The organism is Nocardioides pantholopis (genome assembly GCF_003710085.1).
Classification (GTDB): Bacteria; Actinomycetota; Actinomycetes; order Propionibacteriales; family Nocardioidaceae; genus Nocardioides; species Nocardioides pantholopis.
In genome coordinates this window covers 2506864-2530946 of sequence record NZ_CP033324.1, presented here as the reverse complement: position 1 = coordinate 2530946, position 24083 = coordinate 2506864, and the positions used below count along the sequence as shown (strand labels likewise).

Below are 24083 nucleotides of genomic sequence, written 5' to 3'. Positions count from 1 at the left end.
GATGACGCTCGTCCTCGCCGTAGCGGCCGGCGCGCTGATCGGACTGTCCCTCGGCGCCCTCGGCGGTGGTGGCTCGATCCTCGCCGTGCCGGTGCTGGTCCACCTGCTCGGCCAGTCGCCGGCGCAGGCGACGACCGGCTCGCTGGTCGTCGTCGGCGTGACCTCCCTGACTGGCGCGGTCGCCGCCCACCGGGCCGGGCACGTGCTGCTCGGCCGGGGCGTCGCGTTCGGGGCCGTCGCGATCGGCGGCGCAGCGGTCGGGGCCCGCGCCTCGGCGTACGTCGCGCCGGACCTGCTGCTCGCGGCGTTCGCCGTCCTGATGCTCCTCGTGGGCGGCCTGATGGCCGGCCGGCTGCTGCGGCACCGCCGCGGCCGGAGGCCCCAGCACGCCGCGCGACCCCGGCTCGACGACCCGATCCTCACGTTCCGCCCGACCTTCACCTGCCAGTGCCCGCGGGCGCTCCAGGTGCTCATCACCGCCACCGTCGTCGGACTGCTGACCGGCTTCCTGGGCGTCGGCGGCGGCTTCCTCGTCGTCCCGGCGCTGCTGCTCGCTCTCGCCCTCCCGCTGGAGTACGCCGCCGGCACCTCGCTGGTGGTCATCACGATCACCAGCGCCGCCGCGCTCGCCGTCCGCGCCGAGGCCGGCGCAGCTCCCGCCTGGGCGCCGGTGCTCGTGCTGACAGCGGTCTCGGCGCTGGCCGCGGTGGTGGGGGCGCGCCTGGCCGACCGGCTCGACACCGACCGGCTGCAGGCGGCCTTCACGGTCCTCGTGCTCGGCGTCGCGATCTACACAGCTGGCCGAGCGCTGCCCGCGCTCCTCTGATCACCTACTCAACGAAACGGAACACGATGAGCACCACCCCCACGGGACCACTCGGCCGCCTCGGCGTCTGGGTCACCGATCACGCCAAGCTGGTCACGATCGTGTGGCTGCTGGCCATCGTCGGCCTCGGCGCCTTCGCCCCGCAGGTCGAGCAGAAGCTCTCCGGGGCCGGCTGGCAGGCCAACGGATCCCCGTCCGTGCAGGCCCGGGAGCTGGCCCGCGAGCACTTCGGCGGCAATGCGTCCTCCGCGATCCAGGTCGTCGTACGCGCCGACGAGGGTCCCGTCACCGAGGGTGACGGCAAGGAGGTGCTGGCGTCGGTCACGCGCATCCTCGAGGAGGAGCCGCGGATCGCCGACGTGATCGCACCGATGCCGGGCGCGACGCTGTCGCAGGACGGCTCCACGGGCATCGTGCTGGCTGGCGCCGGCGCCGACACCAACGAGATGGTCCGGGTCGCGACCGACCTCAAGGGCGAGCTCCAGGGGCTCTCGACCGACACGGTCGAGGTCAACCCGACCGGTTCCTCCCTGCTGTGGAGCGACTTCAACGAGGCCAACCTCGACGCCATGCTGAAGTCCGAGCTGATGTCCTGGCCGGTGACGCTGGCCATCCTGGTGCTCGCGTTCGGGGCCCTCGTCGCTGCGGGCCTGCCGCTGCTCCTCACCCTCGCTGGCCTCGTCGCCTCCGCGGGCTCCCTGGTCCTGATCAACGAGCTGGTGCCGGTCTCGATCTGGGCGATGAACTTCGCGATGATGTTCGCGCTGGCGCTCGGCATCGACTACGCCCTGTTCCTGGTCGTCCGCTACCGCGCTGCCCGGGCGGCGCGGCACGCGAGCTCCGCGGTCGAGGAGCGGGCGGAGCGCCAGCGGGCGATCGCGCAGACGATGGACACCGCTGGCAAGGCGGTGCTCTTGTCCGGCCTGACGGTGCTCATCTCCCTCTCGGCGGTGATGATCGTGCCGTCGCCGTCGTTCCGCTCGATGGCGGGCGGCATCATGCTCTCGGTCGTCTTCGTGCTGGCCGCGACCCTCACGCTGCTGCCGTTGGTCCTGTTCCGGCTCGACGACCGGATCAACAAGCTGGCCCTGCCGTGGGCGCGTTCGGGCGAGCACCGCTCCGCGCGGTTCGCGGCCTGGGGCGAGCGCCTGTGGAAGCGACCCCTGGTCTGGGGTCTCGCCTCGGTGGTGATCCTGCTCGCGCTCGCTGCGCCGGTCCTGGGACTCAAGACCGCCATGCCCTCGATCAAGGTGCTCCCCGAGGACGCCTCCGCCCGGATCGGCTACGACCAGGTCCAGCTGGCCTTCGGCGAGGGTGCCCCCGGGACGCTCCAAGTGGTCGTGGACGCCGACGAGGCGGACACGACCCGACAGACACTCGGAGCCGACTCCGGGATCGCCGCCGTGATGGCGCCGATGCCGGCTGCCGACGACAGCGGACTGGTGCTGGTCCAGGCCGTCCCGACCGTCGACCCCTCGGACCCGGAGCTCGCAGAGACGGTCGAGCGGCTGCGGGCCGACCTGCCCGGGTCCGCGCTCCTGGGCGGTGCGCCGGTGGAGAACCTCGATCTGAAGACCCAGCTCGACGAGTCGACCCCGGTGGTCGTCGCCGTCGTGCTCGTCCTGGGGTTCCTGCTGCTCCTGGTGGCACTGCAGGCGCCGCTGATCTCGCTGCTGGGCACGCTCGCGAGCCTGTTGTCGACCGCGGCGGCCTTCGGCGTCGCCCGGCTGATCTTCCAGGAGGGTCACGGCTCCAGCCTCCTCGGCTTCGAGTCGCAGGGGTTCCTGGACGCCTGGGCCCCGGTGTTCTTCTTCGCGATGATCTTCGCCATTGCGATGGACTACACGGTCTTCCTCCTGGCCTCGGCGAAGGAGCACTTCGAGCGGTCCGGGGACCCCAAGGACGCCATGGTCGGGTCGCTGGCCCACTCCGGGCGGGTGATCTTCGCCGCCGGTGCCGTCATGGTCGCCGTCTTCTTCACTTTCGCCCTGTCCGGTCCGATCCCGCCCAAGGAGATGGGAGTCGTCCTCGGGGTCGCGGTGCTACTGGACGCGTTCCTCGTGCGGTTGGTGCTGCTGCCCGTCCTCCTGCGACTCACCGGCAAGGCGGCGTGGTACTGCCCCGCCTGGCTGCGGAGGCTGCTCCCCACCATCACCTTCGCCCACGACTGAGCCCTGCACTCCCGCCGATCCCGACCATCCACATCCACGAGGAGATCCACCATGTGTCGACCCACCACCTGCCGCACCTGCGCGAAGACCACCTGGGCCGGCTGCGGCCAGCACGTCGCCCAGGTCAGGGCGATGGTCCCGGCGAGCCAGTGGTGCCCCGGGCACCCCCGGGAGGAGGGGCGGGGCGGCTGGCTGCGTCGGCTCCTGGGCCGCTGAGCCGGACTCAGCCGCGCCGGAACGGCGTGTCGTGCCTCAGCAGCATCTGCTCCAGGATCGCGGGCGGGTGGTCCCCGGCCATCGTCAACGCCACGGTGGCCACGGGGCCGTCCACGGTGACGTCCTCGACCGAGACCAGGTCGCTCAGCGGCTGCTTGGTCGTCGAGGTGCCGTCGCGGAACAGCTCCTCCAGGTCGCCGGCGGCGGCGTCGGCCGCGTCGTCGGACTCGAAGTGGTAGGCCACGCTCACGAGCGCCTCGTCGTCCTCGACGCCCCAGCCGATGCCGAAGGTGTCGAACGGTACGCCGGGGGCCTCGGAATCGGTGTCGGTGTCCGGCGACGAGGTCTCCTCGGCACCCAGCGTGATGAGGATGGCCGAGACCACCTCGGCCTCGTCGAGGGCCTCGGCGACGCTCAGGAGCGTCTCGTCGTCGGCGAGCGACTCCTCGGGGCCGGCGAGCCAGTCCTCGACGAAGGACGTCTGCGGCGAGGCGACGAGCCGGTCGCCGTCCACCGCCATCCGCAGGGGCAGGCCCAGCGGGCGGGCGACCGTCCCCTGGCCGGGGTCCAGCTCCAGGTCGTCGCCGTCCCCGGCGCTCACGATGCCGTCGGAGACCTCGGTGAGGTCGTCGGCCAGGCTGTCCTGCCCGAGCTCTCCCGAGGCCATCAGGAAGGTCGCAGGCGGCGTGGACTGCTCGACGAAGACGTCCACGTCCAGGATCGACCACCCCAGCTCGGCGTCGAAGTCCTCGATCACCGAGAGTCCCGAGGAGTGCAGGGTCTCGGGCATGGGCACGTGGACGACGGCAGGGTCGTCCCCGTCGATCCGACCGCCGGTGAGCGGCAGGAGCCACGCAATCGCCGCCTTGTCGTCGAGCCGGTCGGGACGCTCCAGGCCGGCCAGCTCCGTGGCGGCCGCGAGGTCGCCGGTCCGCACGATCGTCCGGTGGTCCTCGTCGGCCCCAGCGGCGGCCGGCACCTCGGCGAGCGCCTTCGCCACCGAGTAGTCGTCGCCGGCCCAGCCGCCGGCGCCGGTCCCGGAGCCGTCGCCGGTCCCGGAGCCGTCGCCGTCCCCGCCGCATCCCGCGGCGGCCAGGCCGGCGAGCGTGATCAGTGCCGTCAGTGACGCCGCCCGACGCAGGCCGCTCATCCGCGCCCACCGCCCTCGCCGGCGCCGCCCTGCTCGTCGTACGTTGCGGTCGGTTCGGCCATCGCGGGGTGCCTCCAGGGCGTCGGGGTCGACTGACGCCGGGATCCTAGCCACGTCCCGGCCGCCCCACCGGCGAACGCGCCCAGCCCCCGAGAGCGCCGCCCGCAGGCGGCCGCGAGGACCGTGACCAGCGCCGCGAGGAGGAACGTGGTCGGCAGGCCGACCCGATCGGAGAGGCTCCCCGCCGCCGAGGACCCGGCGGCCTGGCCGAGGACCAGGGCGATGAACGCGACCGACGTGCCCGAGGCCGCCCGGTCCGGGACCAGCTGAGCGGTCCACGCGATCAGCGCGGAGCTCGCCGCGACGAAGCCCCAGCCGAAGAGGCCGCAGGCGAGGACCACGACCGCGAGGGGCCCGGGTGCGAGGAGTCCCGCGGTGGCGACGGCGGCCGCGGCGGTGGTCAGCAGCCAGGCCCGCTGCGCCGGGAGCGCGCCGAGCGCCCGCGCCGTCAGGACGGTCACGGTGCCGCCGACGCCGAGGGCCATCCAGGCGAGGATGGAGCCGGTGTCGCTGGCCCCGGACGAGATCAGGTGGGCCCGCCCGTAGGTCCACACCGTGGCCGACGCCGCGCCGAGCAGGAACGCCCCGGCGACCGGTTGAGCCAGGGCGGGCAGCCAGCGCAGGCTCCGCGGCGTCGGACCGCCTCGCGGCGCCTCGGCCCCGGGGCGGTCGAGGAGCAGGACGCACAGGCCGGCCGCGGCGGTGAACGCCGCGCTGATCGCGAACCCAACTCGCCAGTCGGGCAGGAGGAGCGCGAGCAGTCCCGCGGCCACGAGTCCGGGGCCGGTGCCGGCGTTCACCGTCGCCTGAGCGCGATCGCCGCGGGGGCCGGCGACGTTGCGTGCGACGACCGCCACCAGGCCGGGCGAGGCGAACCCGGCGCCCGCCGAGGCCAGGACGGCGGCCGGCACGAAGAGCGCCAGGCCCTCGGAGCTCGCCATCCCGAGGGACCCGAGGGTCGCGGTCGCCACCGCCCCGACGACGAGCAGGCGGGGTCGGCCGGGCGCCGCCAGCCCGGCGAGCGCGCCGACGCAGTACGCGGCCGAGGCGCCCGATGAGACGTAGCCCGCCACCGCGGAGCTCATGGACACCGAGGCCTGGATGTCGGGAAGGAACAGGCCGTAGGCCAGCCGCACCAGGCCGTAGGTGCCGGCGATCAGGCAGGTGCCGGCCACCACGAGCACGACGTTGCGGTCCAGTCGCGATAACGAGCGTTTCACTTTGCCACTCTATAGTCCGGGGCGTGGGCACCCGTGAATCCACCCGAAGCCGGCTCCTCGACGCCACCGACGAGCTGGTCTTCGCCGGTGGCGACACCACCACACCGGTCGACCGGATCCTCGAGCGCGCCGGAGTCTCACCGGCGACGCTGTACCGGGCCTACGGCAGCAAGGAGGCGCTGGTCGCCGCGGCGCTCGACCGTCGCCACCGCGAGTGGCTGGAGGTCTGGGACGCGGCCGTGGCGCGCGCCGACACCGACCGGGAGCGGCTGCTCGCGCTCTTCGATGCGCTCGAGGAGTTCCAGGGACGGGCCACCGGCGCGCGGTGGTGCGCCTTCCTCGGCGCCGCCGCCGGGTACGCCGACCCGCCGCCGGCCCTGGCCGAGGCGGTCCGGCAGGAGACCGAGACCCTCCGGCGCCGGCTGCTGGCGCTCGCCGAGCCCGTGGCCGGACCCCGGGCGGCCGCGCTGGTCGATGCACTGGCGCTCATCTACTCCGGTCAGCTCGCCATGCGCCTGCGGCCGGGTTCGCCCGGCGTCCCCGCGGGCGTCGCCCGTGAGCTCGCCGCCCTGGTCGTGGAGCACCCGGAGCGGCTCGGGGCGTAGCGCTCAGGACTTGCGTGTTGGGCGACGATCCCGGGAACGGCCGCTCCGGGATGACCGACGTCACGTCCGGCGACATTGGCCGGAGGGCCGGGTTCCGTCAAAATATGTTATGTCGCGCGAGCGTCCATGACGGCCGTCGGGTCGCGGCTTCGCCGCCCCGGTCGTGCAGCGACCTCCGCCCGCCGGGCATGCCCGGCGGCACAACCGCCTGCGAACCCGGGCGGACGGTCGGTAGGTCATGCCCGGAGGTCCTGGCGCGCGCCGACCGTGTCCGGCATACGCCGAAGAAGAAGAAGAAAGGAGTAGCACATGACTACGACCGACGTCGTAGCCGTTGACCAGGAGCGCGACGACAAGCGCCGTCGCCGTGGGGCGATCGTCCGTTTCGGCCTCGCCACCGTCGCGGTGCTGGGTGTCGGAGCGGCCCTGACCAGTGCGACGTGGACCGACGACGCATGGTTCGCGGGCAGCGCGAGCGCCGTCGAGAACGTCGAGCTGCAGGCCAGCGTCGACGGTGGCAACACCTGGTACGACGCGGACACCGTCGACAACGCCGTGGCGATCCCCGCGGACGCGTTCAAGAACCTCAACCAGGGTGCCAACGAGACCGTCAGGCTGGAGCTGAAGAACGCCAGCAGCGTGCCCCTGAACCTCGGTAAGGGCGTGCTGACCACGGACGGTGACCTGTTCGCAGGCGCCGCGCCGGCGAACGCCACGGTCCACGACCCGGCGAACGTCCAGCTCGCCCCCGGTGAGACCGACGCGGTGATCCTGCACGTCACGACCCCGGACGACTGGCCCGCGGACTACCAGGGCGCCGAGGGGACGATGACCGTGCAGTTCACCGGAGAGTCCTGACAGATGGCGGGCCGCGCTGTGGCCGTGCGCACTCTGCGCACGGCTGCTGACGTCCTGGTCTGGGTCCTCGCGGTCATCGGGGTCCTCAGTCTGGCGGTGTGGGGCGCGACCACCCTGGGTGTGATCAAGCCGCTCATCGTCGTCTCCGGGTCCATGGAGCCGGAGATCATGACCGGCGACCTGGTGGTCGCGACGCCCGTCCCGATCGAGGAGGTCGAGGTCGGGGACGTGCTGTCCCTGCACAACGACGTCTCGGACCGGCTCGTCACGCACCGCGTCATCGAGGTGGCGCAGCACGACGACGGCTCGTGGCACGTCCGCATGCAGGGCGACGCCAACGACAGCCCGGACGCCGGTGAGTACGTCGTCACCGACGACACGGTGCTGGCCCCGCGCTGGCAGTTCGCAGGCGTGGGCAAGGCCCTGACGCGGCTGACGGACCCGAGCGTTGCCGTACCGCTCCTGATCGGGGTCGCAGCGATCCTCGCGCTGAGCCTGATGCGCCGCCCCGACTCCGTCCCGGCGGGCAGGCAGCAGGACGTGGCGCGCGACCCGCACGATGAGGACGCGGCCCGCGACCTGGTTGGAGCCTCGTCAAGTCGGGCCCCGTGAGGGCCCTCCTGGGCGCGGCCGTGCGGCGCACGGCCGCGCCCAGCCTGCACACCCACCAATGACAACGTGAGAAGAGAAAGGAGCCAACGCATGACCTGGCCCGCCACGGGCCGGCGCCTGCTCGCCGCGATCGGCGCGCTCGGCGCGGTCGTCCTCGTGGTTGCGACTACCGCGACCCCGACGGTCGCGGGCTGGACCGACGGGGCCGTGTTCGCCGCAAAGGCGACGTCCGGCACCTGGGCCACCGAGGGCGGCGACAGCTGCGAGGTGCTGGACACCACCACCGGCGAGGTGGTCGGGACCTGCACCGTCGACGGGGTGACCTTCAGTGACGGGTGGGCGCAGGGCACCAGGTTCAGTGTGGCCGTCAGCGGGTTCCAGCCGAGCAACGACCGGGTGGCCAGGGTGAGCGTCGACCTGTCGCAGTACAGCTCCGCCTGGGACTGGGCCGCCGGCTCCGTACAGATGGACAGCGCGCAGGACGTCGAGTGGTCCGCGCCCGTCGTGACCTTCACGACCTACCCGTGGGGCTTCTCCCCGTTCACCGGCACCTACATCCAGCCCGAGACCCGGACCGGGTCGGCACCGGCGGAGGAGCCTCAGGACTCGGCGCCGGCGGAGGAGCCTCAGGACTCGGCGCCGGCGGAGGAGCCTGGGGACTCGGCGCCGGCGGAGGAGCCTGGGGACTCGGCGCCGGTGGAGGAGCCTGGGGACTCGGCACCGGCGGAGGAGCCTCAGGACTCGGCGCCGGCGGAGGAGCCTCAGGACTCGGCAGACAGTTCGGCGTCGCAGTCCGCACGACGAGGTGACGCAGCATCCCGGCCTTGATCGGGCGCCGGCCCGGCCCGCCCGCGATCTCGAGTTCGCCCTTCTAGGCAGACGGTGGACGGCCCGCGCCTGCGCGGCGGCGGCGCTGGCGCTCATCACCCTGGTCGGCACTCTGCCCGTCACTCGTCGGCTGGGCGGCTCCGTGAACCCGTGGTCTCCGGCGACGCCCTGATGGTGGCGAGCTCCTACGTCCTCGTGCAGGCGCCGAACTCCGCAGTCGGGCAGGTACAGGTGGATGTCACGGGCTTCTGTGCCGGTTATGTCCGCCGGTGGAAGCGGAGGTCGCCGTTGGCGAGCCGGTCGGTGGAGTACCGGTCGTCGTGGGCCCGGTGATGGTGGTGGGAGCACAGCAGCATCCCGTCGGCGAGGTCGGTGCGGCCGCCGGTGGACCAGGGATCGCGGTGATGGGCCTCGCACCAGGCGGCGGGGATCTGGCAGCCCTCTGCGCGGCACTCCCGGTCCCGCAGCGCGAGGGCGCGACGCTGGGCCCGGGTGAAGAACCGGCGCCCCCGCCCCAGGTCGAGGACCTCGCTGTCGCCGCCGAGCACGGCGGGCACGATCTGGGCGGTGCACGCCAGCCGGCGGGCCTCGGCCGCGGTGATCCGGTCATGGGACTCACCCGGCGCCGGGTTCCCCAGCGTCGCCGTCCCGAGCCGCTCGCGCAGCGATGTCAGCGAGATCGTGACCACCAGTGTGGTGGCATCGCCGCCGTGGATCGGCAGCCGGGCCGGGTCCAGGGCCTCGAGCAGGTCGCAGAACGCCTGCGCCGTCTTCCGCCCGTACGGCACTGCCCGCACCGGCTCAGCCGGGGCCGGCGCGTTGTCGCGGCGGGGGTTGGTGAACGCGTGCAGGTAGGTGGCCAGCCGGGCCGCCGAGGCGTCCGGGATCAGGCCGCTGATCCGCGTCGTGCCGTCCCCCAGGGCGTGGATCCGCAGCCGCATCCGCTCGTGTGCGGACGCCTCCAGGGCGGCCAGCTTCCGGGCCTCCGCAGCCTCCGCGACCTCGGGGGCCACCAGGTCCAGGATCCGCCGGCCCAGCCGGCGCAGCTCGATCGGGCCGTACGTCGCGGCGTACGCCACGAGCGCCGCCTCGGCCTCGTCGACCACCGCCTCGTCCACCCCGGACGGCAGGTCGGCCAGGGACGCCGCGATCGCCCGTGCCTGGTCCAGGTTCACCCGCCCCTCGCGGACCCCGGCCGCGAGCACCGGCCGGTCCGCCAACGCCAACGCCAACCGCAGCTCGCAGGCGCACTCACCCCGACGCCGCCGGGTCTCGGCCGCGGCCCACACCCCCACATCGCGCGTGCCCGCCGCCTCGGCCACGTCACCCGCGTCCGCACAGACCCGCAACCGCAGCTCGGCCACCCGCGACTCGACCGCGGCCAGCTCGACCAACGCTGCCGCCTTGTCGGCGGTGTCCATGAACGCTGGGTTCACGTCCACGACCGACTTCAGCACATCGCCGAGCTCGCGGGCGGCGACCCGGATCGGATGGTCCATGCGAGCCTCCAGCAGCTCCACAGGCGATGTCGTGACCCCATTCTATTCGAATACATGTTCGAACGCAAGGTTTGCGGACCACTAGATGGCCTCGACTTCGTGGTGGCAGTTCTGGCCTGAGGCTTCGGCGTTGGCTGCCAAAGAACCGATCGATCCCCGCGTCCGTCTCGCGATCTCGCAGTGGCCCGACGATGCCCGCGCGCTGTATCGACGTTCTGCGCCGAGCGCGGCATCTCTCGCAAGAGGTCGAGTCCCTCGAAGCTGACCGAGGAGGTTAGAAGCGGCCCAACGCCGACCGGAGCTGGCTCGAGCGCCCCGTCGTCGCCCGGCATTAGCAGCCGCGCCAGCAGCCCCCTACCGACCTGCCCGCCGACATCCGCGTCATGAAGTTGAACTCGGCAGGCGTCATCCATGTCGACAAGGTCTTCTACAAGCTGCACGTCGACCACGCCTTCAAACAGGTCCTCGCCGTCACCGACGGCGATCACTTCACCGTCACCGACTTCGGCGGCGAGATCCTCGCCGAGCCCACCCGCGCAGCGCCTGGCGTCACCTACGCCGGCAACGGCCGACCCCGCGGACCCCGCCCAAGAACGAGCGTTCGTCCCGAAGTCCTGAGGTATCAGCATCACATGGTCTGTTCGTGTGCCTGAGAGCGCTGCAGGTCGCGTCCTCAGGCCCACGACTCGGGTTGGATGCCCGCGCACTCGGCTGAGCAATTGGCGACGAGCGGATCGACACGTCTGGGGCTCAGTGGGGGGTCCCCGTCGCACGCGCAGGCGCGGGAGCGGGCAAGGCCGCCATCGCCGTCTCGGCGATGCCCACGAGGTCCTCGGAGGTCCCTCCGTCGCGAGCGCAGCCGGACATGCCGCGCATGACGGCCACGAGGAACGACGCTAGGTGATCGGTGTTCGCCGTGGCGGGGAGATCGCCGTCCCGCACCCCTTGGTCAAGGCGGTCCTTGAGACGCCGATGGATGATCTTGCGCTGGGGTTCGAGCCGCGGCTCGGTCAGCATCAGACACCCCGCGGGCGTTGTCGGGTCCGTGTGCGCGTGTGCGGTGTCCGTCAAGATCGCGGCGATGGCCTCGTGCGTGGTCGGCAGCTCCGCAGCGCGGTCGACCGCCTCGCACGTGCGCTCGAAGTACATCGCCGAGGCCTCCTCGAACAGGCGGCGCTTGTCGCCGAACGCCGCGTAGAGGCTGGGCGGTGTCACGCCCATCGCCGAGGTCAGCATCGCGACGGAGGTCTCCTCGTAGCCCGTGCGCCAGAACTGCTCGAGAGCTGCGAGGAGCGCGGCATCGCGATCGAAGCTCCGCGGTCGGCCGGCCATGACGACCAGCATAACGTATCGATCGTTATGGAACGTGCTACGGTTCCTGACGTCAAACAATAGCGATCGCTACAGAATGGATGGTCATGGACGTCAAAGGAGCGGTGGTGCTCGTCACCGGAGCAAATCGAGGCATCGGTGCCGCGTTCGTCGAGCAGCTGAGGAATCGCGGCGCGGCCAAGATCTACGCCGCCGCTCGCGATGTGGACGCGGTCGACGTCGACGGCGTGCACCGGCTTCAGCTCGACATCACGAGCGCAAGTCAGATCGAAGCAGCGGCCGCCGCGGCGGGTGATGTCCAGGTGCTCATCAACAATGCCGGCATCTCCACCGGAACTGCGCTCGTGACCGGGGACGAGGCGACGATCCGGCGCGAGATGGATACCAACTTCTACGGCCCGCTGCGCATGATCCGCGCGTTCGCCCCCGTCCTGGGATCGAACGGAGGCGGCGCGATCCTCAACGTCATCTCGGCACTGTCGTGGTTCACCCTCCCGACCGCCGGCGCGTACGCCGCGTCGAAAGCCGCTGCCTGGGCGCTCACCGACAGCGCGCGGCTGGAGCTCGCGCCGCAAGGCACGCAGGTGGTCGCCGTCCACATGGGGATGGTCGACACCGACATGGTCTCAGGGATCGAGGCACCGAAGATCGCACCGTCGGACCTGGCGAGTGCCGCCCTCGACGCCATCGAGACAGGTGCGGACGAGGTGCTGGGCGACGACTGGGCGAAGTTCGTCAAGTCCGGGCTGACCCTCGACCCGAAGACGCGGTACGAGCAGATCCTCGCCGCCCTGGGGGCCTGAGAGAGCTGCTCCAGGCGTCGCGGTCCACCCCGCGAGGTCGATGTCGTCGCCCGAGCTCGCCGCTCAGGCCACGTCCGCGTGCGGGGCCTCGACCGGCTCTACCTCGCCGTGGCGCGCCAGGCTGACCGCGCCGGCCACGGACAGCACGAATCCCAGGCAGGCCACGGCGCCCCAGCCCGGACGGGTCTGGTCGCCGAGGAGCAGCAGGCCCACCAGCGCCGGGGCGACGGTCTCGCCGACGACCAGCGGTGCGGTGGCCTCGGTGACGCTGCCGCGCTGGAGCGCGATGGAGTAGGTCAGCATCGCCACGACGCCGGCGACCGCGAGCGCGTAGGTCGCCGGGCTCTCCAGGAGGGGACCGACCTCGTCGAGCAGGTGGTCGGGGGACAGGTCGCCGGGCAGCATCCGGGAGGCGACCGCGGTGGCTCCGAAGGCCAGGCCGGCGACGGCCCCCAGGGCCCGGGCCCCGGCGGCGCCCGGCAGCCGCGCGAGCGGGATCGCGGCGACGGCCAGCAGCAGGGTCGCCGCCAGGACGCCCCACTGCTCGGCGTCGCTGACCTCGACGCTGCGGTCCTCGGTGGCCGACATCCCGACCAGCACCAGCCCGCCGACCACGACCGTGATCCCGAGCCGGTCCGCCCGGCTCAGCGGCATCCGCAGGAACAGGGCGCCCAGGATGGCGGTGATCGCGAGGAAGCTGGCGACCACCGACTGCACCACGAACAGCGGCAGACTGCGGACCGCGACCAGGCTGAGGAGGAATCCGAGCCCGTCGAGGCAGACCCCGGCGACGTACGCCCAGGAGCGGAACAGGCGGACCAGCAGTCGGGGGTCGAGGCCCTGCACCGCCTGGGTACGGCGGGCCGCGACGGCCTCGAGGACCGAGCTCACGCCGTAGCAGAGGGCGGCCCCCGCGGCAGCCAGCAGCCCGACGAGCATCGAGCCACGCTAACCGAGCCCGCGGCCTCGGCGCCGGGTGCGTGCACACTGGCTGCATGCGGCGCAGTCGCCCGCGGGATCTCGGACGCTCGTGGAGCGATGTGCTCGACGGCTGGTTCTTCGCGCTCTCGGGCGTGACCGGCGTCTGGTTCGCCTACGTGCTGCTGCGCGACGGGGTCCGGCCCGGGTGGCCGACGCTGCTGCTGCTCGTCTTCTGGCTGTTCTTCAGCTACCTGGTGCTGCCGCGCCTGCACCGGATCCTCACCTCGATCTACCTGCCCGGCTACTTCGTCGGCCGTACCCGGACCAGCGACGGGCTGCTCGGGGACCCGGTGAACCTCGGATTCCTCGGCAGCGAGGCCCATGTGCACGGCGCGATGACCGTCGCCGGGTGGACGCTGGCCGACGAGCTCGACGTCCGGAGCGCGGTCCGCATCGTGCGCAGCGTGCTGCGCAGGCGCAGCTACGCCGGCGCGCCGGTGAGCCCGCTGCACCTCTTCGACCGCAGGCAGGACTTCGCCTACGAGCAGGAGGTCGCGGGCACCCCGTCGCAGCGCCACCACATCCGGTTCTGGCGCTGCCCGGACGGCTGGCTGCTGCCGGGCGGCTTCCGTGCCGACTGGCTGGCCGCGGCCACCTTCGACCGTGGCGTCGGGCTGTCCTGGTTCACCCTGCAGTTCACCCATCGCATCGACGAGGACACCGATGTCGAGCGCGACTTCGTCGTCGAGACCGTGTGTGCGGCGGTGCCCGGGGCACAGGTCAGCGTGATCGAGAACTTCTCCTCGGGCTACCACCACCGCAACGGCGGCGGCGACCGGATCCGCACCGACGGTGACCTGCCGATCCTGGACGTGCGCTGCGCGCGCGCCGCGGCCGTCGTGGACGCGCCCGCGTCGAGGCCTGCCCCGGTGGTGGCCTCGCGCCTCCCGGACGTTCCCCAGGCGGTGCTGGTCGGGGCCGGGATCGCCCTCGCCCGCGCCACGACGTACGGCCTCGGTGCGGTCCTGTACGCCGTCCGGGAGTCCGCCACGACGCTGGCGGTGGCGGTCGTGGTCCTCGCCGTCTGCGAGGCCGTGCTAGCCCTCGCCGTCCTGGCGGGATGGAACTGGGCTCGGCTGCTGCTCGTCGCGGGCTGCTCGGTCACCGCGGTGGCCGCGATGACGATCTCCTTCCTCGGCCACCAGCCGCCGGTCGGGCTGGGCCAGCTGCTCACCGTGGGCGGCAGCATCCTGGTGCTGCTGGCGCTGTCCAGCCAGGAGGCCCGGGACTTCGCGACCGGCAGGAGCGCCGTCCCGGTCCGAGCGGGGACGCCGACATGACCGGGAACCTGACCGGGCCCTGGTGGCGCAGCCCCGCCGTACCGGCCGCCCTCGGTGTCGGTGCCGGCACCCTCTACGCCAACTTCGTGGTCGACTGGGCGCGGCGCGGCTCCGCCAGCCTGGGCCACGTCGTGAGCGAGCTGGCGGCCCCGGGGGAGCCGCAGGCGTGGATCTACCGGGCCGGCGAGGTCGGCTGCGCGGCCCTGGTCCTCCCGCTGCTGCCGACGGTGCGCGCCGGCCTGCCGGCCGGTCTGGGACGCGAGGTCGTCGCGGTCGCCACTGCCGTCTTCGCCGCCGGGGCCACGGCAGCGGCCGTCGTCCCCACGCCCTGCGGTCCGGGCGTGGTCCGCGAGGAGGTCGACCGGCGCCCGCGCAGCAATCTGCACGACGGCGCCAGCATCGTCTCCGACGTGGCCCTCTACCTCGGCGTGGCCGCCGCCTGGGCGACCACCCGACGTCGCGGACCGGGCTGGTTCCACCGCGCCGCGGGGTGGGTCCTCTGGCTCGGGACGGGCAGCAACCTGGCGGCCGGCTACGCGCGACCCGTCGCCGGGCGGCGCTGGCTGGGCGGCGTCAGCCAGCGCGTCAACATCCTCACGATCAGCGCCTGGCTCTGCTGCCTGGGGCTGATCGGGGCCCAGGCCGTGCGCGACCGGTCCGCGCCGCCGCGAGAGGCGGGCCTCTCGCCGGCGACCCCCGCTCCCTTCCCCGCCGCGCCCACCCCGTGAAGGGACGACCCGGATGACGGAGACCACCGCCCGACACCCTGCTGAGCCACCTGTCGAACTCCCTGACGAGGCCACCGCAGAGGCCACCCCCGAGCGTCGGCTGCGTCGCCACCGGCCCCTGGACGACCGGTGGCCGGACCGGTTCGCCGGCGCGATGTTCCTCTTCGCCGCGCTGGCCGCGGTGGTGGCGCTGGTGCCGCCCTGGCACCGCTACTTCGCGCAGTCCGCCGACCCCATCTCGCTGCTGACCGTCCCGGTGGTGCCGAGCCTGGTCTACGCCGCGCTCCTGCTGGTCACGGCCGTCGCGCTGCGCCGCCGGCTGCTCGCGGCGTGGTGGGTCGTCGTGCTGTGGTGGCTCGGCGTCCCCGAGATCGGGCGGCTGCTCTCGATCGCCGAGGGTGCGGACGTGGCGCTGTCCGCGATCGGCCTGGTGGTCGTCGGCGCGGCGATCGTCCTCGCGGTCCGGGTGCGCCACCAGTTCGTCGCCCGCCGCGCGCCGGGAAGCCTGTGGACGGCGCTGGCGATCTTCCTCGGCGGCGGGCTGCTGACCGTCGTGGTCGGGGGCGCGCTCGTCAGTGCCTTCGGGCGCTCCGCGAGCTACTCCGGCTCGCTCGGCTACGTCCTCGACGCGATCCTCATCGACCTCGGGCGGATCGGCTCCCAGCCCGAGGCCAGCGCGCCGTGGTGGGTACGCCTGCTCATCGGGGTGCTCGGCGCCGTGGTCGTGCTCGGCGCCGCGCTGATCCTGTTCCGGGCGCCGCGCGACACCCGCACCCTCGGAGTCGCCGATGAGGCCCGGGTGCGGGGGCTGCTGCGCGACTTCGGCGACCACGACTCGCTCGGCTACTTCGCCACCCGGCGCGACAAGGCGGTGGTGTGGGACAGCGGCAGCCCCGAGACCGCGCGGGCCGGGGTCTCCTACCGCACGGTCGGCTCGGTGAGCCTGGCCAGCGGGAACCCGGTCGGCGACCCGGCGTACTGGCCCGAGGCGATCGGGCGCTGGCGCGCGGAGGCCCGGGCGAAGGGCTGGTCGCTGGCGGTGATGGGCGCCGGCCACGAAGGCGCGCTGGCGTACGCCGACGCCGGGCTGTCGCTGCTCGACATCGGTGACGAGGCGGTCGTCGACATGGCCGACTTCTCGCTCAACGCACCCGGCATGAAGTCGGTGCGCCGGTCGGTCTCCCGTCTCCATCGCCGCGGCTACACCACCCGGGTGCAGCGGCACGCGAGCCTGACCGAGGCCGACTTCGCCGCGCTGGACGCCGCGGCCGGGTCGTGGCGCGGCGACGGCGGCGACGAGCGGGGGTTCTCGATGGCGCTCGGCCGGCTCGGGGACCCGCTGGACGGCGCCTGCGTCCTGGTCGCGGCGTACGACGCCGAGGGCGCCCTGCGCGGGTTCCTGAGCTTCGTGCCGTGGGGCCACACGGGGCTGTCGCTGGACCTGATGCGCCGCGACCCGACGTCCGACAACGGTCTGGTCGAGCTGATGATCGCCAGCCTCGCCGAGCAGGCCCCGACGTTCGGGATCGGGCCGGTCTCGCTGAACTTCGCGATGTTCCGCGAGGCCTTCGAGCGCGGCGCCGAGATCGGCGCCGGCCCGGTCGCCCGGCTGTGGCGCCAGGGCCTGCTGCTGGCCAGCCGGAACTGGCAGCTGGAGTCGCTCTACCGCTCGAACGCCAAGTACCTGCCGCAGTGGCAGCCGCGCTACCTCGGCTACGAGTACACCTCCGACCTGCCCCGGGTCGGGATGGCGGCGGGCAACGCCGAGGGGTTCCTGACCGCGCCGTCGATCACGATGCTGCGCCGCCAGGGGCGCGCGCACGACGGGGGGGACGGCCTGGAGACCGGCGGTGCCGACCACGCCGCTGCCGTCCGCGCCCTGATCCCGCCGGCCCCCGACGTCGTCGCCGAGGCCGTCTCGCCCGACCACCTGCCCGAGCAGATGCGGGTCCGCCGCGTCAAGCTCGACAGGATCCGGGCGGCCGGGATCGACCCGTACCCGGTCTCGGCACCCCGGACCCACACGCTCGCCGAGGTCCGCGGCCTGGTCGCCGGCGACCTCGCGCCCGGCACCGAGACCGGGACCACTGTCAGCGTCGTCGGCCGGGTGCTGCTCAAGCGGGACATGGGGCGCCTCGGCTTCGCCACCCTGCGCGACGGCAGCGGCGACCTGCAGGTGATGGTGGACGCGGCGCACGTCTCCGAGGCAGACCTGGCGTTCTGGGAGCACGCGATCGACCTCGGCGACCACGTGAGCGTCACCGGGCGGGTGATCACCACGAAGAAGGGCGAGCTCACGGTCCGTGCCGAGTCGGTGCTGCTCGCGAGCAAGGCGCTGCGCCCGCTGCCGGACAAGCACCAGGGGCTCACCGACCCCGACGCCCGGGTCCGGATGCGGTACGTCGACCTGATCGTGCGCCCCGAGTCGCGCACGATCGCCTACCAGCGGGCGGCGGTGGTCCGCAGCGTGCGGGACTCGTTGCAGGCCCGGGGCTTCACCGAGGTCGAGACCCCGGTCCTGCAGACCGTCCACGGCGGTGCCAACGCCCGCCCGTTCGAGACCCACATCAACGCCTACGACCTCGACCTCTACCTGCGGATCGCGACCGAGCTGCACCTCAAGCGGCTGCTGGTCGGGGGCATGGAGAAGGTCTTCGAGGTCGGCCGCCAGTTCCGCAACGAGGGCGCCGACTTCAAGCACAACCCCGAGTTCACCTCGCTGGAGGTCTACGAGACCTACGGCGACTACGCGACCATGCGGGTGCTGACCCAGGAGCTCATCCAGGAGGCGGCCACCGCTGTGTACGGCGCACCGGTGGCCCGCCGCCCGGGCCCGGACGGGAGGGTCGTCGAGTACGACCTGTCGGGGGAGTGGCCGGTGAAGACGATCTGCCAGGCGGTCTCGGAGGCGCTCGGCGAGGAGGTCACCACCGACACCCCGCTGCGGACCCTGCTCGGCCACGCGGAGCGGATCGGCCTCGAGCTCGACCTCGACCCGTCCTGGGGGTTCGTGCTCGAGGAGATCTACGGCGAGCTGTGCGAGGGCCGGACCACCACTCCGGTCTTCTACACCGACTTCCCCAAGGAGAACGCGCCGCTGACCCGGCCGCACCGGCACGACCCGCGGCTGACCGAGAAGTGGGACCTGGTGATCTTCGGCGCCGAGCAGGGCACTGCGTACTCGGAGCTGATCGATCCCGTCGACCAGCGGGAGCGGCTGGTCGCGCAGTCCCTGCTGGCGGCCGCGGGGGACGCCGAGGCGATGCAGGTCGACGAGGACTTCCTCCAGGCGCTGGAGTACGGGATGCCGCCGACCGGCGGCATGGGGCTGGGCATCGACCGGCTGGTCATGAACCTCACCGGCCTCAGCATCCGGGACACGATCCTGTTTCCGCTGGTGAAGCCGCAGCGCTGAGCCGATGGCCGACGCGACACGGGAGACGGCCGCCCCGGCGGCGGACGGCCGGGTCCAGACCGTCTCGGTGCTGACCCTGGCCGCCATGGTGGTCGGCTCGATGGTCGGCGGCGGGGTGTTCACGCTGCCCGCGAACTTCGGCGCGGCCACCGGGGTGCTCGGCGCGGTGATCGCCTGGATCCTCGCGGGCCTGGGCATGCTGATGCTGGCCTTCGTCTTCCAGTCCCTCGCGGTCCGCCGTCCCGACCTCGACAACGGCATCTACATCTACGCCCAGGCCGGGTTCGGCAACTACGCCGGCTTCAACGCCGCCTGGGGCTACTGGGCCAGCAACGTGGTCGGCAACGTCTTCTTCCTGACCTTCGCGATGGCCGGCCTGGGCGCGTTCCTCCCGGGCCTCGGGCAGGGCAACACCGTGCTGGCCGTGCTGCTCGCCTCGGCAGTGGTCTGGGTGCTGCACGTGCTGATCGCGCGCGGCGTACGCCAGGCCGCCGTGGTCAACCGGATCGTCACCCTCGCCAAGGTGGTGCCGATCCTGATCTTCGTGGTGATCGCGGTGGTCTCGTTCCAGGCGGACCAGTTCGACGACAACCTCTGGGGCGGCCGGCCCCACACGGCCGGGTCGCTCTTCGACGAGGTGACCGACACGATGCTGGTCACGACGTTCGTGTTCCTGGGCGTCGAGGGCGCGAGCATCTACTCCCGGATGGCGCGCCGCCGGGCGGACGTCGGGCGGGCGACCGTGCTGGGCTTCGTCAGCACCCTGGCCCTGTTCTCGTCGGTCACGCTGGTCTCCTACGGCGTCCTCCCGCAGCGGGACCTGGCCGCGGCGAAGCAGCCGTCGATGGGGGCGGTCCTGGAGTCGATCGTGGGGGACTGGGGCGCCACGCTCATCGACCTCGGCGTGATCGTGTCGGTCCTGGGTGCCTACCTGGCCTGGACCCTGCTCAACGCGGAGGTGATGTTCAGCCCGGCCCGCACCGAGGTGATGCCCCGGCTGCTGGCCCGGGAGAACCGCCACGGCGCGCCCATCGCCGCCCTGGTCACCACGAACATCGCCGTGCAGCTGTTCCTGCTGCTCGTCCTCGTCGTCGACGACGCGCTGGAGTTCATGCTCAAGCTGGACACCTCCCTCGCCCTGGTGCCCTACCTGCTGGTGGGCGCCTACGCGCTGAAGCTCACGATCACCGGCCAGACCTACGACGCCGAGAGCGCCGCCACCCGCCGTCGGGACCGGCTGGTCGCGCTGCTGGCCGTCGCCTACTCGCTGCTCCTGCTCTACGCCGCCGGATCGCGCTACCTCCTCCTCGGCTGCCTGGTCTACGCCCCCGGCACGCTGGTGTACCTGCGGGCTCGCCGCGAGCGCGGCCAGCGGGCCTTCACCCGGCCCGAGCTCGGCGTCTGCCTGGTGCTGTGGGCGCTGGCGATCCTGGCGGGGGTGCTGCTGGCGGTGGGGGTGCTGGAGCTGTGAGCCGCCAGGGACGGGAGCCTGAGGAAATGCACGAAGGGCCCCGACCGCAGTGCGGTCGGGGCCCTTCGTCAGGAGATCAGGAGACGCGAACGTTCTCAGCCTGCGGGCCCTTGGGGCCGGCGGCGAGGTCGAACTCAACCTTCTGGTTCTCTTCGAGCGACTTGTAGCCGCTGGACTGGATCGCGGAGAAGTGGACGAACACGTCCTCGCCGCCACCGTCCTGGGCGATGAAGCCGAAGCCCTTGTCAGCGTTGAACCACTTGACAGTTCCCTGAGCCATGATCTGTTCCTTTGTTCGGTGTCGAGGGCAATGTGCCACTCGAATAGCTGAAGACATCCAAACCGTGCTGATGTCCAGCGAACCGAAAACCAGGTAGTACGAGATACGAGCCGCGATCAGGTCCGCGGCAAGGACGACCAGAGGCCATCCCTTCAACACGACCGACACTAGCGCACCGGTGCCGGCTTCCGGCATTCGGCGACGCTCCGCCCGATCCCACCAGCATTCTCGTGGCGGGCGGAGATGCGCTGCTCCTACACTCGGGCCCTCGCCTCACCCCTGGGGCGGACGGGCTACGGCAGGTTCCGATCCTGTGTGGCGACCGTGATCCGTAAACAGTGGTCCGACCACATCGGCAGGGGTTGCCTGGTGGGCCCGGCCGCAGCGCCGGCCGGGCCCACCACGGTCCGGGTCCGTACGGTGGGGACCGGATGCCGCGGAGCCCTGTGGGCTGCCCGTGTCCTGACGGAGGGGGAACGATGCAGCAGGAGCCACCGGCCGATCGCGACCGGAACGAGCACGGACGAGCCCAGCAGGCCCGGCCACGTGACCCGCTCGGACGCCCCCTGCCGTACGGCGCGAGCGGCGTCGAGCCGATCTCCGAGGAGCCGCGCTCGCCGGCGGACACCCTGGCGTACGCCCGGGCCCTGCTGGACGAGGGTCGCCCCTTCGCGGCGCACGAGGCCCTGGAGGTCCGGTGGAAGTCGTGCCCGGACGAGGAGCGCGAGCTGTGGCAGGGGCTGGCCCAGCTGTGCGTGGGCCTGACCCACGAGGCGCGGGGGAACACCGTGGGGGCCGCGAGGCTGTTCGAGCGTGCAGCGGGCCGGCTGGCGGCGTACCAGCAGGGTTCCGGTCCGACGTACGGCCTCGACCTCCCAGCGCTCATCGAATGTGCGCGCGGCCGGGTTCCGAGCACCTGACCGGCCACGCTCGGAGTCGTGTGCCCGAGCACGCGCCCCGATGCGTCCTCGGGCACACGACTCCGGTCGGCGACCCCGGGGCACGGGGAAGCGGAGGGCGTCGCGCCGCGTTGAGGCCGGCGTGAATCTCTCGCTGCTCGACCGATCCCGGACCCGCGTCGGCTCTCCCGACGCCGACGCGCTGCCAGCGACGGTGGCGCGCGCCGGGCACGCGGAGGCGGTCGGCTACGAGCGGTTCTGGGTGGCTGAGCACCACGGCGTCCCCGGCATCGGGTCCGGTACGCCGGCGGTCCTGCTGGCCGCCATCGGTGCCCGCACCTCGCGGATCCGGATCGGATCGGGCGGCGTGATGCTGCCGCTGCACCAGCCGCTGGTGGTGGCCGAGCAGTTCCTGGTCCTCGACGCGCTGCATCCCGATCGGGTCGACCTCGGGCTGGGCCGCTCGCTCGGCTTCACCGCACCGGTGCGCCGCGCGCTGCGCCGCGACCTCGACGCCCCCGACTCCTTCGAGGACGACCTGGCCGAGCTGCGCAGCTACCTCGCGGGTGAGGCCGAGGTGACGGCCCGTCCGGCCACCCGTCGGTCGGTGCCGATGTACCTGCTCGCCACCGGACGCGGGATCGACCTCGCCGCGCGTCTGGGGCTGCCGGTCGTGGTCGGGGGACCCATCCTCGACTCCGAGGAGCTGCCCGGTGCCCTGAACCGCTACCGGCGGCAGTTCCGACCGCACCTCGGCAGCGAGCCGTGGGTGACGATCTCCCTGGACGTCCTGCTCGCCGACGACGACGCGACCGCACGGGAGCTCGCGCTCCCGGAGGCGTGGGCGATGGCGCGGTCGCGGCGCGAGGGCGAGTTCCCGCCGCTGGAGCCGGTGGCCGCGATCCGCGGGGCCACCTGGCCGGCCCAGGTGCAGAGCCGGGTCGAGGCCTCGCTGGACCGCACCGTGGCCGGGAGCCCCGCGACGGTAAGGCGGCGCCTGGGCCCGCTCATCGAGCGCACCGAGGCTGACGAGCTGATGTCGAGCGCCTCGACGTACGACCGCGACGCGCTGCTGGCCTCGGACCGGATGCTGCGCGACCTCGTGGACTGACCGCGGCTGCGACGGTCCCGCGTGGGCTCAGAGCCAGCCGTTGCGCCGGGCGAGCAGCGCCGCCTCGGTCTTGTTGCGGGTGCCGGTCTTGCCGATGGCGTCGGAGAGGTAGTTGCGCACCGTGCTCGGCGAGAGGTGCAGCAGCCCGGCGATGTCGGCGACGGTGGATCCGCTCTCGGCGGCCGCCAGCACGTCCCGCTCGCGGTGGGTGAGGGGGCTCGGCGGGGTCCGCAGCGCGGCGCCCGCGAGCTCGGGGTCGATCACGGTCCGGCCGGCGACTACCTGCCGGATCGCCTCCGCCAGCCCCTCGACCGGCCCGTCCTTGACCAGGAAGCCGACCGCCCCCGCCGCCATCGCCCGCTGCAGGTAGCCGGGCCGGCCGAAGGTCGTCACGATGACCACCCGGCACTGCGGCACCTGCGCCGCCAGGTCCGCGGCGGCGTCCAGGCCGGAGACGCCCGGCAGCTCGATGTCGAGCAGCGCGACGTCCGGCCGCAGCGCGAGCGCGGTGGGCACGATCGAGGTCCCGTGCGAGACCTGCGCCACGACCTCGATGTCGTCCTCGAGATCGAGGAGCACGGCGATCGCCCCGCGCATCATCGCCTGGTCCTCGGCCAGCAGCACGCGGATCACGCCCGGCCGCCCGGCACCGTGGCCACCAGCCGGAAGCCGTCGTCCCCGGGCTCGACGACGAGGTCCCCGCCCACCGCGGCCAGTCGCTCCCGCAGGCCCGCCAGCCCGCCCACGCGCGGGGCCGATGTCGGCGGTGCGCCCATGCCGTCGTCCGCGATCGTCAGGGCCACCCGGCCGTCGACGTCGGACAGCGAGATCCGGCAGGTGGAGGCGCCGGAGTGCCGCAGTACGTTGGTCGCTCCCTCGCGCACCACCCAGGCCAGCAGCTCGTCCGCGGTCCCGCTGGCCACGACCGGGGAGCCGTCGACCCTGGTGGCGATCCCAGCGGCGTCGAGGGCGTGGCAGGCCCCGGCCACCTCCTCGGCCAGGGTGGGTGAGCGCATCGCGTCGACCGCCTGGCGTACGTCGACCAGCGCCCGCCGCCCGATCTGCTCGATGTCCACCGCGTGCGCGACGGCCGCCGCGGGGTCCGCCGCGACGAGCCGGCGTACGGCCTGCGCCTTGACGACCATGACCGACAGCGTGTGCCCGAGCAGGTCGTGCAGGTCGCGGGAGAAGCGGTCCCGCTCCTCGGCCACCGCGACCCGCGCCAGCTCCTGGCGAGTCCGCCGCAGCTCGGAGACGGTGTCGATGAGGGCGGTGAAGGCGGCGTTCGCCAGCCCGGCGAGCACGACCACGAAGCCCTGGGTGAGCACCCGGGTGCCGTCGTGAGGCGCAACCATCCAGGCGGCCCCCATGGATCCTGCCGTCGTGGCCGGTATCGCCAGCAGCAGCCAGCGACCCCGGATCGCGCTCGGCAGGGCGTTGGCCAGCAGCACCCAGGTGGGCAGCCACTGGGCACTCTCCAGCGTGCTGCCGGCGACCGTCGCCGCGATCAGTGTCGACAGGGCGAGGGGCGCTCGCGCGTCGTGCCACGGGGGTCCGCCGGCCAGCGCCGCGGTGACGGCCGAGGCTGCGATGACCACGATGATCGCGACCTGGAGGACGATCGACCCGGTAGACCCTCGGACGTCGAGGACCGGGCCGAGCAGGAGCACCGGAGTCCACACGAGCACCGAGACGTTGCGCCTCCAGGCTCCCGGGGGACAGCTCGTCACGGCGCTCA

General features: G+C 72.9%; 23 protein-coding genes. 15 read left to right on the top strand and 8 right to left on the bottom strand.

From position 1 onward, the window contains the following. Nucleotide 1 precedes the first annotated feature (1 nt). The 3 genes from EBO35_RS12145 to EBO35_RS19490 are packed head-to-tail and all read left to right on the top strand — an operon-like array spanning nucleotide 2 to nucleotide 3213. Nucleotides 2–826 carry a sulfite exporter TauE/SafE family protein gene (locus EBO35_RS12145; protein WP_122817943.1) on the top strand — a complete coding sequence of 275 codons (825 nt, stop codon included), beginning with the start codon at nucleotides 2–4 and terminating at the stop codon, nucleotides 824–826. A gap of 26 nt (nucleotides 827–852) precedes the next feature. Then, nucleotides 853–2997, top strand: coding sequence for an MMPL family transporter (locus EBO35_RS12140; RefSeq protein ID WP_122817942.1), 2145 nt, complete (start codon nucleotides 853–855; stop codon nucleotides 2995–2997). Nucleotides 2998–3048: 51 nt separating this feature from the next. Then, a complete protein-coding gene (locus EBO35_RS19490) occupies nucleotides 3049–3213 on the top strand; it encodes a hypothetical protein (RefSeq protein WP_164477943.1) in 165 nt (54 codons plus the stop codon). A gap of 7 nt (nucleotides 3214–3220) precedes the next feature. Here the strand turns inward: EBO35_RS19490 and EBO35_RS12135 are convergent, their stop codons facing one another. Together EBO35_RS12135 and EBO35_RS12130 are read right to left on the bottom strand one after the other, a co-directional pair. Beyond that, nucleotides 3221–4363: a hypothetical protein gene (locus tag EBO35_RS12135; RefSeq protein WP_122817941.1), complete on the bottom strand. Its 1143-nt coding sequence runs from the start codon at nucleotides 4361–4363 to the stop codon at nucleotides 3221–3223. Beyond that, entirely contained in the window at nucleotides 4360–5643 is a 1284-nt protein-coding gene (locus EBO35_RS12130; protein WP_122817940.1) for an MFS transporter, read from the bottom strand. The genes EBO35_RS12135 and EBO35_RS12130 overlap by 4 nt, the downstream gene beginning before the upstream one ends. A gap of 23 nt (nucleotides 5644–5666) precedes the next feature. Here EBO35_RS12130 and EBO35_RS12125 point away from each other — a divergent pair, with 23 nt between their 5' ends. From EBO35_RS12125 to EBO35_RS19750, 4 genes are all read left to right on the top strand, one after another. Continuing rightward, nucleotides 5667–6248 (top strand): TetR/AcrR family transcriptional regulator, encoded by a 582-nt coding sequence (locus EBO35_RS12125; RefSeq protein WP_206422550.1) that lies wholly within the window; start codon nucleotides 5667–5669, stop codon nucleotides 6246–6248. Between the two features lie 309 nt (nucleotides 6249–6557). Next, complete coding sequence (locus EBO35_RS12120) at nucleotides 6558–7106, top strand: hypothetical protein (protein WP_122817939.1); 549 nt, start codon at nucleotides 6558–6560, stop codon at nucleotides 7104–7106. 3 nt (nucleotides 7107–7109) lie between these two features. Then, nucleotides 7110–7718: a signal peptidase I gene (locus EBO35_RS12115; protein ID WP_122817938.1), complete on the top strand. Its 609-nt coding sequence runs from the start codon at nucleotides 7110–7112 to the stop codon at nucleotides 7716–7718. Between the two features lie 90 nt (nucleotides 7719–7808). Further along, nucleotides 7809–8546: a hypothetical protein gene (locus tag EBO35_RS19750; RefSeq protein WP_122817937.1), complete on the top strand. Its 738-nt coding sequence runs from the start codon at nucleotides 7809–7811 to the stop codon at nucleotides 8544–8546. 257 nt (nucleotides 8547–8803) lie between these two features. Here EBO35_RS19750 and EBO35_RS12105 read toward each other — a convergent pair whose 3' ends face one another. Then, nucleotides 8804–10045: an HNH endonuclease signature motif containing protein gene (locus EBO35_RS12105; protein ID WP_164477941.1), complete on the bottom strand. Its 1242-nt coding sequence runs from the start codon at nucleotides 10043–10045 to the stop codon at nucleotides 8804–8806. A 383-nt stretch (nucleotides 10046–10428) separates the two neighbouring features. Between EBO35_RS12105 and EBO35_RS12100 the strand changes: the two genes are divergently transcribed. Beyond that, complete coding sequence (locus EBO35_RS12100) at nucleotides 10429–10698, top strand: hypothetical protein (RefSeq protein ID WP_122817935.1); 270 nt, start codon at nucleotides 10429–10431, stop codon at nucleotides 10696–10698. 97 nt (nucleotides 10699–10795) lie between these two features. On the opposite strand, the gene EBO35_RS12095 is transcribed toward EBO35_RS12100, so the two are convergent. Continuing rightward, a complete protein-coding gene (locus tag EBO35_RS12095) occupies nucleotides 10796–11389 on the bottom strand; it encodes a TetR/AcrR family transcriptional regulator (RefSeq protein WP_206422549.1) in 594 nt (197 codons plus the stop codon). A gap of 74 nt (nucleotides 11390–11463) precedes the next feature. Here EBO35_RS12095 and EBO35_RS12090 point away from each other — a divergent pair, with 74 nt between their 5' ends. Continuing rightward, nucleotides 11464–12180, top strand: a complete 717-nt coding sequence (locus EBO35_RS12090) for an SDR family oxidoreductase (RefSeq protein ID WP_122817934.1) — start codon at nucleotides 11464–11466, stop codon at nucleotides 12178–12180. 63 nt (nucleotides 12181–12243) lie between these two features. On the opposite strand, the gene EBO35_RS12085 is transcribed toward EBO35_RS12090, so the two are convergent. Next, nucleotides 12244–13119 (bottom strand): hypothetical protein, encoded by an 876-nt coding sequence (locus EBO35_RS12085; protein WP_122817933.1) that lies wholly within the window; start codon nucleotides 13117–13119, stop codon nucleotides 12244–12246. A gap of 56 nt (nucleotides 13120–13175) precedes the next feature. Between EBO35_RS12085 and EBO35_RS12080 the strand changes: the two genes are divergently transcribed. The 4 genes from EBO35_RS12080 to EBO35_RS12065 are packed head-to-tail and all read left to right on the top strand — an operon-like array spanning nucleotide 13176 to nucleotide 20055. After that, a complete protein-coding gene (locus EBO35_RS12080; RefSeq protein ID WP_122817932.1) occupies nucleotides 13176–14441 on the top strand; it encodes an LssY C-terminal domain-containing protein in 1266 nt (421 codons plus the stop codon). Continuing rightward, nucleotides 14438–15169 carry a DUF998 domain-containing protein gene (locus EBO35_RS12075; protein ID WP_122817931.1) on the top strand — a complete coding sequence of 244 codons (732 nt, stop codon included), beginning with the start codon at nucleotides 14438–14440 and terminating at the stop codon, nucleotides 15167–15169. Before EBO35_RS12080 ends, EBO35_RS12075 begins: the two co-directional genes overlap by 4 nt. Nucleotides 15170–15182: 13 nt before the next feature. Further along, nucleotides 15183–18584, top strand: coding sequence for a bifunctional lysylphosphatidylglycerol synthetase/lysine--tRNA ligase LysX (lysX, locus tag EBO35_RS12070; protein ID WP_122817930.1), 3402 nt, complete (start codon nucleotides 15183–15185; stop codon nucleotides 18582–18584). Between the two features lie 4 nt (nucleotides 18585–18588). Beyond that, the gene (locus EBO35_RS12065; RefSeq protein ID WP_122817929.1) at nucleotides 18589–20055 is read left to right on the top strand and encodes a basic amino acid/polyamine antiporter; all 1467 of its coding nucleotides are present in this window, start codon (nucleotides 18589–18591) and stop codon (nucleotides 20053–20055) included. Nucleotides 20056–20131: 76 nt separating this feature from the next. Here the strand turns inward: EBO35_RS12065 and EBO35_RS12060 are convergent, their stop codons facing one another. After that, the gene (locus EBO35_RS12060; protein WP_122817928.1) at nucleotides 20132–20335 is read right to left on the bottom strand and encodes a cold-shock protein; all 204 of its coding nucleotides are present in this window, start codon (nucleotides 20333–20335) and stop codon (nucleotides 20132–20134) included. Between the two features lie 479 nt (nucleotides 20336–20814). Here EBO35_RS12060 and EBO35_RS12055 point away from each other — a divergent pair, with 479 nt between their 5' ends. Continuing rightward, nucleotides 20815–21255 carry a DUF309 domain-containing protein gene (locus EBO35_RS12055; RefSeq protein ID WP_122817927.1) on the top strand — a complete coding sequence of 147 codons (441 nt, stop codon included), beginning with the start codon at nucleotides 20815–20817 and terminating at the stop codon, nucleotides 21253–21255. 121 nt (nucleotides 21256–21376) lie between these two features. Next, complete coding sequence (locus tag EBO35_RS12050) at nucleotides 21377–22345, top strand: MsnO8 family LLM class oxidoreductase (RefSeq protein ID WP_122817926.1); 969 nt, start codon at nucleotides 21377–21379, stop codon at nucleotides 22343–22345. 27 nt (nucleotides 22346–22372) lie between these two features. Here the strand turns inward: EBO35_RS12050 and EBO35_RS12045 are convergent, their stop codons facing one another. Together EBO35_RS12045 and EBO35_RS12040 are read right to left on the bottom strand one after the other, a co-directional pair. Further along, nucleotides 22373–22978 (bottom strand): response regulator transcription factor, encoded by a 606-nt coding sequence (locus EBO35_RS12045; protein ID WP_122817925.1) that lies wholly within the window; start codon nucleotides 22976–22978, stop codon nucleotides 22373–22375. Beyond that, on the bottom strand, nucleotides 22975–24075 hold the full coding sequence (locus EBO35_RS12040; protein WP_164477939.1) for a sensor histidine kinase: 1101 nt from the start codon (nucleotides 24073–24075) through the stop codon (nucleotides 22975–22977). Before EBO35_RS12040 ends, EBO35_RS12045 begins: the two co-directional genes overlap by 4 nt. Nucleotides 24076–24083: the final 8 nt, after the last annotated feature.